At 62.6% G+C, this 7,985-nt stretch carries 9 protein-coding genes and 1 riboswitch; of the genes, 3 read left to right on the forward strand and 6 right to left on the reverse strand.

All coding sequences use genetic code 11. The annotated features are described in order from the left end of the window. Positions 1-580: TOBE domain-containing protein (locus EOB36_RS32020; protein ID WP_128286464.1), on the forward strand; the 580-nt coding region annotated here is incomplete at its 5' end. Positions 581-778: 198 nt separating this feature from the next. On the opposite strand, the gene EOB36_RS32025 is transcribed toward EOB36_RS32020, so the two are convergent. From EOB36_RS32025 to EOB36_RS32035, 3 genes are all read right to left on the reverse strand, one after another. Then, on the reverse strand, positions 779-1,015 hold the full coding sequence (locus tag EOB36_RS32025; RefSeq protein WP_095484417.1) for a DUF680 domain-containing protein: 237 nt from the start codon (positions 1,013-1,015) through the stop codon (positions 779-781). Positions 1,016-1,087: 72 nt separating this feature from the next. Next, the gene (locus EOB36_RS32030) at positions 1,088-1,309 is read right to left on the reverse strand and encodes a DUF680 domain-containing protein (RefSeq protein ID WP_095484418.1); all 222 of its coding nucleotides are present in this window, start codon (positions 1,307-1,309) and stop codon (positions 1,088-1,090) included. A 127-nt stretch (positions 1,310-1,436) separates the two neighbouring features. Further along, on the reverse strand, positions 1,437-1,640 hold the full coding sequence (locus EOB36_RS32035; protein WP_095484419.1) for a DUF680 domain-containing protein: 204 nt from the start codon (positions 1,638-1,640) through the stop codon (positions 1,437-1,439). A 508-nt stretch (positions 1,641-2,148) separates the two neighbouring features. Next, positions 2,149-2,351: riboswitch (cobalamin riboswitch) on the forward strand. Between the two features lie 213 nt (positions 2,352-2,564). Here EOB36_RS32035 and EOB36_RS32040 point away from each other — a divergent pair. Beyond that, on the forward strand, positions 2,565-3,812 hold the full coding sequence (locus tag EOB36_RS32040) for an aromatic ring-hydroxylating dioxygenase subunit alpha (protein ID WP_095484420.1): 1,248 nt from the start codon (positions 2,565-2,567) through the stop codon (positions 3,810-3,812). 24 nt (positions 3,813-3,836) lie between these two features. Beyond that, a complete protein-coding gene (locus EOB36_RS32045; protein ID WP_126107274.1) occupies positions 3,837-4,937 on the forward strand; it encodes a hybrid-cluster NAD(P)-dependent oxidoreductase in 1,101 nt (366 codons plus the stop codon). Positions 4,938-5,009: 72 nt separating this feature from the next. Here EOB36_RS32045 and EOB36_RS32050 read toward each other — a convergent pair whose 3' ends face one another. The 3 genes from EOB36_RS32050 to EOB36_RS32060 all read right to left on the reverse strand — a co-directional run. Beyond that, positions 5,010-5,756, reverse strand: a complete 747-nt coding sequence (locus EOB36_RS32050) for an FAD-binding oxidoreductase (protein ID WP_095484421.1) — start codon at positions 5,754-5,756, stop codon at positions 5,010-5,012. Then, positions 5,753-6,364 (reverse strand): molybdopterin-dependent oxidoreductase, encoded by a 612-nt coding sequence (locus tag EOB36_RS32055; protein WP_095484422.1) that lies wholly within the window; start codon positions 6,362-6,364, stop codon positions 5,753-5,755. Before EOB36_RS32055 ends, EOB36_RS32050 begins: the two co-directional genes overlap by 4 nt. A gap of 100 nt (positions 6,365-6,464) precedes the next feature. Next, the coding region (locus EOB36_RS32060; RefSeq protein ID WP_164897679.1) for a DegQ family serine endoprotease at positions 6,465-7,985 on the reverse strand (1,521 nt) is incomplete at its 5' end.

Below are 7,985 nucleotides of genomic sequence, written 5' to 3' on the forward strand. Positions count from 1 at the left end.
GCTCAAGCAGTCGCTGCCTGCCACAACAATGATCTACGTGACCCACGACCAGGTCGAGGCGATGACGCTGGCCGACCGCATCGTGGTGCTCAAGGACGGCCATATCGAGCAGGTCGGCACGCCGATGGAGCTCTACAAGAAACCCGGCAATCTGTTCGTCGCCCAGTTCATCGGCTCGCCGGCAATGAACATCCTGCCGGCGACGATCGACAAATCAGGCAACCCGACCATCGTCAGCCATGTCGGCGGGCGCAAGGCGACGGTGCCGATCGCCACGCCGGCCTCAGCGAAGGGCGCTTCGGTGAGCTTCGGCGTGCGGCCGGAGGATCTGATGATCGCTAGCGGCGCGGATTATCTTTTCGAGGGAACGGTGGATTATGTCGAGCAGCTCGGCGAGGTCCAGCTCGTCTATGTCGACATCGGCCGCGCCGACCTGCCGCTGGTGACCAAGCTGCCCGGGAATGTCGAGGTCAAGCGGGGTGCGACGCTGCGGTTGAGTGCCGATGCCGGCGACCTGCATATTTTCGATACCGACGGGCGGTCCTTCACGCTTCACGAAGCGGAAGCAAAGGCGGCCTGAGAACGGCAGCAAGACTGCCGGGTATAAGCAGTTTGGCGAAGCCAAAAACAAGAGCGGCGGGCAAAGCCCGCCGCTCTTGCGCGTTCAGGTCGCTGTTAGAGCGACGTGCGTCCAAGTGGACGCACAAAGTACGCTCTAACACTTTGAACCTACGCATCGTGCTTTCCGAAAATCGATTCCGATTTTCGGACCGATGCGCTAGCGGCCGAACAGGTTCCGGTCGCTGCCCTGCGGGGCGGACTTCTCTACGTCGCCCGACGAATTGAGCAGCTTGTAGACCGGCGAGCCGGTGTTGCGTACCGAAGACGTCTGCGTGTTGTCGACGTTGACGGTCGCCTGCTTGTTGATGTCGGTCCCGCCAACATTGTCGTTGTTGGCAAAGGCGCTGCCGGCAGCAAGCAAAAGCGCGGCGGCGGTAAGAACGATCTTCTTCATTTCAGTGCTCCTGGATTTTCGTATCCCATCAGCGCGGCAGGCAAATGCCGCCGCTGCTGTTGGAACTGGCTGTTAGTTGTTGCCGAAGAGGTTACGGTCGCTGCCGTGGACGGGTTTCTCGTCGGCCGGAACCGGATTCTGCGCCGAAGCGGAATTCTGAACCGAAGCCGTGTACGAGTTGTCGGCCGCAGCGGCCGGCTGGTTGGCGCCGTTCGATCCATAGTTGTCGCTACCGGCAAAAGCGCTGCCGGAGATGGCCAGAATGGCGGCGGTGGCAAGAACAATCTTCTTCATTTCCAATACTCCTGAATTTCTAAAGATCCCCAGCGGCGGACCTGCCGCCGCTCTGTCTTCTTGTTTGACCATGATCTTTTCCGAAAACCGGTTTCCACTTTTCGGGATCATGGTCTGGGATCAGCTGTTAGTTGTTACCGAAAAGGTTGCGGTCGGCGCCCTGGACGGCGGGCTTTTCAGCGTGAGCCGGCTTCTGAATGGAAGCCGTGTACGAGCTGTCGACCGCAGCGGTCGGCTGGTTGGCGCCGTTGGACCCATAATGGTCGCTGCCGGCAAAGGCGCTGCCGGTGATGGCCAGAACGGCGACGGCAGTAAGAGCAATCTTTTTCATTTTTGGTACTCCAGTATCTTAGTTTTCCGTCCGGCTAGCGGCGTGTCTTGGAAGGAATTCGCGTCGTTCGGACAGCCCCGATGTGGGAAGGCCATCCCGCAGATTCCAATCACGAAGTTGTTCCGTGTGGACCAAGAATCTACACCTTGAAATTGTACCAGACGCTTCTACAGGCGTTGCTTTATCTTTTATTTTCAAGGGCTTATGCCAAAGTCGCCATTTGACGATTTGACGGATTGGCGGACCTGCGTTCACAGCGTCATGCACGCATTGTCAACAGAAACGAACCGTTCGGTTCGATTTTAGAAGCGGCTAATAGTCACTTTTGGAAACTGTTAACCTTCTTTGCCTCCGCCGCGGGTCGGAATTCGATGTCACGGCGGCCGACAATGGTGGCCGAAAAAATGGGTTTCAGCCCTGCAATTACCAACCTGCACGTTTCGCGGGCCGTGTCGCGCCGCATGGATACGATGTCGCTTTCATGCCGACAGTCAGCTGGCCGTCATGATTAGATGACGCCATCTCAGGTGCCGCTTGGTGACGACGAAGCGGAGAATTGGGAAGCCGGTCAAATCCCGGCGCTGCCCCCGCAACGGTGGTGGAGTTCAAGTCGCAACGGGAGACCACTGGGCCACAAGCCTGGGAAGGTGTCGCGACTGTCCGCAAGGACACTCCAGAGCCCGGAAACCAGCCCGAGGTGTCTAGACTCGACTGATCGCGGTGGGCGGTCAAGAGGTGGATGATGCATGTCTGGCCTGTCGCCGGCGTGCAAGCGATCCTTCCTCAATCACCACCAGTTCAGTCTTTGGAGCGACATGCGTCCATCTGGACGCATAAAGTACGCTCCAAGACTTTGAATTGCGCATCGTGCTTTCCGAAATCGATTCCGATTTCAGGCCGATGCGACGGCTATGAGGACAGGACATGGATTCGCGCAACGACATGCTGAGGCTCTTGCACGGCCGCAGGCAAGGCTATTCGCTCGAGCAGCCCTTCTACACCGATCCCGATTTCTTCAAGCTCGACATGGAGCTGATCTGGTATCGCGATTGGCTGTTCATCGGCCACGATTGCGAGTTGCCGAAGCCGGGCAGCTACATCACCGCCCAGATCGGCGACTATCCGGTCGTGCTGGTCCGCGACCAGCAAGGCAAGATCAATGCCTTTCACAATTCCTGCCGGCATCGCGGCAGCCGCGTCTGCAACGCCGACAAGGGCACGGCGGCAAAGCTCGTCTGCCCCTATCACCAGTGGACCTACGAGCTAGACGGCCGGCTCTTGTTCGCCCGCCAGATGGCGGACGGCTTCGACAAGCGCCAGTTCGGCCTCAAGCCGGTGGCTTGCGAAAGTGTCGGCGGCTACATCTTCATCTGCCTGGCCAAGGAGCCCGCCGATTTCGCGCCGATGCGCGCCATGATCGAGCCTTACCTGCTGCCGCACCGGCTGCGCGAGGCAAAGGTCGCCTTCGAATCGACCATCGTCGAGAAGGGCAATTGGAAGCTCGTCTGGGAGAACAACCGCGAGTGCTATCATTGCGCCGGCAATCATCCGGAACTGTGCAAGACATTCCCGGAAGCGCCGACCGTGACCGGCGTGCAGGGCGCCGACAGCGATCCTGAGATGCTGGCGCACTGGGCGAAATGCGAGGCGGCGGGCCTGCCGAGCAAATTCCGCATCGATCCGGCCGGGCAATACCGCGCCACCCGCGCACCGCTGCTGCGCGACGCTGTCAGCTATACGATGACGGGAAGACGCGCCGTGAAGAAGAACCTTTCCGACAGCGTTTCGATCGACCGTGTCGGCTCGCTGCTGCTCTATCACTATCCGACGACCTGGAACCACATCCTCGGCGATCATGCGGTCACCTTCCGCGTGTTGCCGATCAGCGCCACGGAAACCGCCGTGACAACCAAATGGCTCGTCCATAAGGACGCGGTCGAAGGCGTCGATTACGACCTTGCCGAACTCACCCATGTATGGACCGAGACCAACGACCAGGACCGCCGCATCGTCGAGGAAAACGCCTTCGGCATCCTGTCGCCGGCCTATGAGCCCGGCCCTTATTCGGAACTGCATGAGGGCGGCGTCATCCAGTTCGTCGAATGGTACGCCTCCTTCATCGGGCCGCGCCTAGCCGAGGACGGCCGGCCGGCATTGCGCAGCGTCGCCTGAGAGAAACGTGAAGAGATGAACGCAATGACGGACCTCGGGCTCTACCGCCATCTCGACGAAATGGCGCCCTGGAACGACCGGCTGCAGGTGCTGGAGGTGATCGGCGTCAGCGACGAGGCGCCTGACGTGAAGACCTTCACCTTCCGCTCCGACAACCAGACCTGGTTCCGCTATAAGCCGGGCCAATTCGTGACGCTGGAACTGCCGACCTCCGACGGCCCGCTGATGCGGACCTATACGCTGTCTTCCTCGCCGTCGCGGCCGTTCTCGATCGCGGTGACGGTGAAGGCGCAAGCCGGCAGTCTCGGCACGCGCTGGATGTTCGACAATCTGAAGCCCGGCGTTCACGTGAGGGCCTATGGTCCGACGGGTGACTTTTCGCTGCACAGCCATCCCGCGGCCAAGTATCTGTTCATTTCGGCCGGCTCCGGCGTGACGCCGATGATGTCGATGCTGCGCTGGCTGAACGACTGCGCGCCATGGACCGATGTCGGCTTCGTCAACTGCGCGCGAAAGCCCGAGGAGATCATCTTCCGCAAGGAGCTCGAACTGCTCGGCAGCCGCATGCCGGGTCTGACGCTTGGCTTCATGATCGAGGAACGGTCCAGCCGCGAGGGTTGGTTCGGCCATATGGGCCGGATCGACGCGATACGGCTGCCGCTGCTGGCGCCAGACTTCCGCGAGCGCGAAATCTTCTGCTGCGGCCCCGACCCGTTTATGCGTGCGGTGCGGCAGATGCTGGAGGCCACCGGCTTCGACATGGGCAACTATCATCAGGAGAGCTTTGCGGCCCCGATGGTGGAGGAAATACCGGCCCCGTTCGGTTCGCCGGCAGAGGGTGGGGTCGAAATACCTGCCGAAGCCGCAACGCCAATCCGCTTTTCGCTTTCGGATGTCGATGCCGACTGCGTTGCCGGCCAGACCGTGCTGCAGACGGCGCGCGCTTCGGGCGTGCGCATCCCGGCGGCCTGCGAGTTCGGCCTGTGCGGAACCTGCAAGGTGAAAAAGGTCTCGGGCACGGTCGAGATGAGCCACAATGGCGGCATCCTCGATCACGAGATCGACGACGGCTTCATCCTTGCCTGCTGTTCGAAGCCGCTGACGGCGATCGAGATCGAGGCATGACCGGCGGCCCTAAAGCGCGTCGCGTTTTGACCGGCCTTATGCGACGCGCTTTAGGTTGTTGCGCGACATGCATTAGACCCCGTAGCGCTCGGTGCGGATGAGGCTTGCCGGAACGCCGGCATCGATCAGCGCCTGGGCGGCGGCCGACACGAAGGCATTCGAGCCGCAGACAAAGGCGAACCTTGGCGGCGCGGGCAGCCGCACCATCGACTGCTCTATCATCGCGGCATCGATCCGCCGTGAATAGTCCGCCGGGCGCCGGGCCGGCTCGCGGGTCAGCGCCAACACCAGATCGAAGCCGTCCCGGCGATCGTGGAAGTCGATCAGCTCGTCGCGAAAGATCACCTCGTCCCAGATCCGTGCGGAAAACACCAGCGTGGCAGGCACCGCCGATTTGCGTGCGGCGCGATGGCGGATCATCGCCATCAGCGGCACCACGCCCGACCCGCCGCCGACCAGCAGAAGCGGGCCGCCGTCACTGTCGGACCAGACAAAGTGTCCGCCGAGCGGGCCGCGCAGCTCGACCTCGTCGCCGACTGCCGCGACCTCGTGGAAGAACGGCGAGACCTCGCCATCATCGAGCCTTTCGATCGCCAGCTCGATCGTCTCGCCGGCTTCCGGCGCCGAGGCAATGGAGTAGGAACGGCGCGCCTGATAGCCATCCGGCGCCGTCAGCCTGACATCGACATGCTGCCCGGCACGATAGGCGAAGGGCCGTGACGGCCGGAGAAAAAAGCTGGTGACGCGCGGCGTGCGCTTTTCGATGCGGGTGATGGTCACCGTCTGCCAGGGCGACTGCGCCGCCGGCCCGTCGCTCATGGATCGCCCGTATAGCGCTGCTCGCGCCACGGGTCGCCATAGATATGATAGCCACGCAGTTCCCAGAAACCCGGCTCGTCGCGCTCGGTGAACTGCAGCCCGTTCAGCCATTTGGCCGACTTCCAGAAATAGAGATGCGGAACCAGCAGCCGCGCCGGGCCGCCATGGTCCGGCGTGATCGGCTTGCCTTCGTAAAGCAGCGCCACCATCGCCTTGCCGGCGGTGAGGTCCTTCGTCGGCACATTGGTGGTGTAGCCGTCGAAGGACAGCGCCAGCGTGAAGCCGGTCGGCGGCTCGATGCCGGCATCCGCCAGAATATCGTCGACCAGCACGCCTTGCCACGCCGTGTCGAACTTGGTCCATGCGGTGACGCAATGAATGTCGCGCGTCATCTTGGTCAAAGGCAGCGCGTTGAACTCCGTCCAATTCCACTTCTTGATCGGCCGCGGTCCGTGCTTGAGCGTGAACGACCACTCCTCGGTGCGCACACGCGGCGTCGGCCCGGCCGACAGCACCGGGAACCCTTGCTCGAGATACTGCCCCGGCGGGATGCGCGCATCCGCATCCGTCGGGGGCTTTCGTCCTGAAGAGAAGCCGCGGGTGACCATCGAGACAATCCATGCAGGTTGAAGCCAACCTGCGCTAGTCTTCTCGAAGATGCTCTGACGGGCAACCGAAATCTTGGCCGCGACCTCGCGCCAATGCGCTTCAGCCGGCGGCGAAGGGCACGGCGACGAAGATCTGCTCGTCGCCCCGTTCGACGAGCAGGAGCACGGACTTCTTGCCAGCCTTTCCGGCCTGCGCGATCGCCTGGTCCGCCTGCCTGGCGTCCCTCACCGGCGCCTGATTGACGGTGATGATGATGTCGCCCGGCTGGATCCCGGAAGCCGAGGCCGCCTTGTCAGGATTGACGCTCTCGACCAGCGCGCCGCGCTGGTTGGGCGCCAGGTTCATCGCCTGTCGGACATCCGGGGTGACGTCCATCAGGCCGAGGCCGATCGCAGGAGCACGAAGGCCTTGCTGTGCGGACGGTGTCTCTGGTCCGCCGCCGGCCGATGCCGTCTCCACATCGTCTCCATTGCGCCCGACATCGACGGAAATCTTCACATTCTGCCCTTTACGCCAGACACCCAGCGTTTCCGTCTCGCCGGGCGAGATATCGGCAACGGCACGCGACAGGTCCTTGGGATCCTTTATCTGCTGACCGGCGAAGCTGGTGACGACGTCGCCGGTCTCAATCCCGGCTTTTGCCGCCGGCGAGCCGTCGCTGACCTCGGAAACCAGCGCACCGCTGGGCTGACCGAGGCCGACGGCGCTCGCCACGTCGGGCGTCACCGGCTGAATCTGGACGCCGAGATAGCCATATTGGATGGAGCCGCCCTTCATCAGCTTGGCGACCACCTTTTGCGCCTGGTCCGACGGGATGGCGAAGCCGACGCCGACGCTGCCGCCATTCGGCGAAAAGATTGCCGTGTTGATGCCGACGACGTTGCCGCTCACATCCATCAGCGGACCGCCGGAATTGCCGTGGTTGATCGGTGCGTCGATCTGAATGAAGTCGTCAAACGGCCCGCTGTGCAGATCGCGGCCGCGCGCCGAGACGATGCCTGATGTAACCGTGGTGCCGAGGCCGAACGGATTGCCGAAAGCGAGCACCTGGTCGCCCGGCATGAGCTTGTCGGAATCGCCCCATTTGACGGTCGGCAAAGTCTTGTCGGATTTGATCTTGAGGACGGCGAGGTCGTTCTTGGCGTCGCGGCCGACCAGCTCGGCGGGAAGCTCGGTGCCGTCGTCGAGCGTCACCTTGATCGACGTGGCGCCATCGATGACGTGATTGTTGGTGACGATGGTGCCGTCAGCTGCGACAATGAAGCCGGAGCCGAGCGCCTCTGCGCGAGGCGCCTGCTGCTGCGGCGGGGTCCTGGGGCCGGGCAGCCCCTGGTCGCCGAAGAACTGGCGGAAATAGTCGTCGAAGGGTGAACCGTCGCCGAAGGGAGCAGCGTCGCTCATGGTCTCCGACTGTGCCTTCATGACGGTGGTGATCGTCACCACTGCCGGCTTGTCGGCCGCCACGATCGGGGCGAACGATCCATTGGGCACCGTCATGCCGGTGACGGGAGGGGTCACTGTTTCTGCCAGGGCGCCATTCAGCTTGGGGGCGAGCGGCAGGATGAAAGGGCTGACGATCAATGCGGCGCCCAGCAAGGCGGCGACGCGATGTCTGCGAAG

This window comes from Mesorhizobium sp. M6A.T.Cr.TU.017.01.1.1, assembly GCF_004023115.1.
In the GTDB taxonomy this organism is placed as follows: domain Bacteria; phylum Pseudomonadota; class Alphaproteobacteria; order Rhizobiales; family Rhizobiaceae; genus Mesorhizobium; species Mesorhizobium mediterraneum.

Bases quoted from the DNA above. Each gene is read 5' to 3' on its own strand.
- EOB36_RS32025 (WP_095484417.1), bottom strand. From the start codon at position 1,015: ATGAAGAAGATCGTTCTTACCGCCGCCGCGCTTTTGCTTGCTGCCGGC.
- EOB36_RS32030 (WP_095484418.1), bottom strand. From the start codon at position 1,309: ATGAAGAAGATTGTTCTTGCCACCGCCGCCATTCTGGCCATCTCCGGC.
- EOB36_RS32035 (WP_095484419.1), bottom strand. From the start codon at position 1,640: ATGAAAAAGATTGCTCTTACTGCCGTCGCCGTTCTGGCCATCACCGGC.
- EOB36_RS32040 (WP_095484420.1), top strand. From the start codon at position 2,565: ATGGATTCGCGCAACGACATGCTGAGGCTCTTGCACGGCCGCAGGCAA.
- EOB36_RS32045 (WP_126107274.1), top strand. From the start codon at position 3,837: ATGACGGACCTCGGGCTCTACCGCCATCTCGACGAAATGGCGCCCTGG.
- EOB36_RS32050 (WP_095484421.1), bottom strand. From the start codon at position 5,756: ATGAGCGACGGGCCGGCGGCGCAGTCGCCCTGGCAGACGGTGACCATC.
- EOB36_RS32055 (WP_095484422.1), bottom strand. From the start codon at position 6,364: ATGGTCACCCGCGGCTTCTCTTCAGGACGAAAGCCCCCGACGGATGCG.